2 protein-coding genes are annotated in these 2,004 nt (G+C 26.6%); both read right to left on the minus strand.

The window, feature by feature from the left end; all coding sequences use genetic code 11:
- The coding region (locus ACI313_RS03975) for an LCP family glycopolymer transferase (RefSeq protein WP_439755321.1) at positions 1 to 1,000 on the minus strand (1,000 nt) is incomplete at its 3' end.
- 75 nt (positions 1,001 to 1,075) lie between these two features.
- A complete protein-coding gene (locus ACI313_RS03980) occupies positions 1,076 to 1,744 on the minus strand; it encodes a LytR/AlgR family response regulator transcription factor (RefSeq protein ID WP_320609060.1) in 669 nt (222 codons plus the stop codon).
- Positions 1,745 to 2,004 lie beyond the last annotated feature (260 nt).

The following is a 2,004-nucleotide window of genomic DNA, read 5'->3' on the forward strand; positions in this document are numbered from 1 at the left end:
CATCAATTCCACCTAATAAATCTACTAATGTACTTAATGTATTAAAGTTAACTTTTACATTATAGTTGATTTCAATTCCCAATAGGTTTTCTATTGTTTTTTCAGTTGTCGAGATTCCATGCCATCCAGTATGCGTTAATTTATCTTTTTGCCCAATTGCACATCCATCAACCGCATCACAAACTGTTTCTACATAATAATCTCTTGGAATCGATAGTAATAAAACTTTTCTTGTCGTAGGATTAATTGTCACTACTAAGTTTACATCACTTCTTGATCCATCAACGTCATCAAAAGAATTTGTTCTTGTATCGATTCCACTGATCAATACACTAAATGGTTCAGTGGAAACATCAACATCGGAAACTTCATTTTCTTTTTCAATATAATAAACATAAGAATACACTTCACGAATATCATCTTCAAAATTTTCATATCCGTCATAGTCTTCAATGATGTCTAAATACATTTGATCAATACATATACAATCAATTGCTTGTCCTTTAAAGTCTTCTACTAATTCCAATGAAGAAGAATATTCCTTCACATTCACATCAAATCCTAATTTATCTAAACAAAGATTTACGTTTTCTCTATTATTGTTTTCTAATACACCAATAGTACGTCCCTTTAAATCTTCTTTATCTTGAATAGCACTAAGTTTTAAGGCATATACACTAATTGTTTTTTTCATCTTCGTATCATTAGAACTTACTTTCATAATAGAATCCAGTGTTTTATCAATGTAAGTAACGCCTACTACAGATGAAAAAATCAAACAAAGAGATAAAATAGAAAGAATAATTTTGGCAATCATTTTCTTAGCTTTTATCCAAAGAACTACTACTACACAAACAATACAAATTAAAATTAAGGCAATGGGAATAAATATCTTAGCAGGTAATATTCCTACTCCATTAATTTTAAATAAAAAGAATAATATTGAAATAATAGTGACTAAACTAAAATAAAAGCCTACATTTTTTAATAATTTTTTCATAACATGTCCTTTCATCGCTTGTTATTATACAACAAAAAACTCTTTTTCTTTAAAATCAGAAAAAGAGTTTTCAAATTAATTAAACATTTCTTTAAAATCATCAATGTATTTACGAGAAATTGGAATCATAGTTCCATCAATTAATTCAATTGCTTCTCTTGTATACGTTTTAAAATGATGACGATTTACTAAAAATGAATTATGTGCTCTTTTAAATAATTCCGGATTTTCTTCTTGGAATTCATCTAATCCTTTATACGTTAAACGAGTAGAACCATCTAACATATGGATAACTGTTCTTCGTTTATCTCTTTCAAAATAAAGAACATCATCACTTTTCACAACATAGGTAACACTTTTCCATTTGTAATGAACAAAATCTTTGGAATCTATATTTTGTACAGGTTTAATTTTCTTAATTGCTGCATCTAAATAATCCATTTGTCCTTTATACACAAAGGCAATGTGATCAATATCATATACTTTATATCCATCACATAAATCACTACCAATAAAAATAATATTCACATTCTGGAAATCATTTTTAATTTGTTTCGCATGTTCTTGCCATTGATCCATATCCGTATCAATAATCAAACAATCCAAAACAAAATTGCGACGGTGTGAAATAAATCCATTAAAAGAATTGTATTTCTGATAAATGAATTTATTCAAAACAACATTTAAATGTCTTTCCACTTCACGAATAATTGCTTTGTCATTTGAAATAATACATACATTCATATCTTTATTCCCCTTTTTATTCTGATTTTATATGTTAAAATTCAATTCTATATAAAAGCGCTTACATAAAATCGAGCAAATTACTCCTTTTTAACATACAAAACATAATAATTTATAATCTGACTAACATTGTTTAGTCATTAATAATTTTAACAAATTTTAACAATCCAAACCGTGTAGTTTTTTACATGAAATAGACCATCAATTACATTGAATGATAAAAACTTAAATTTTTATTATTTTTATTTAAGGTTCAGTAT

The sequence above is a fragment of the Floccifex sp. genome (genome assembly GCF_051873495.1).
GTDB lineage: Bacteria > Bacillota_I > Bacilli_A > Erysipelotrichales > Erysipelotrichaceae > Floccifex.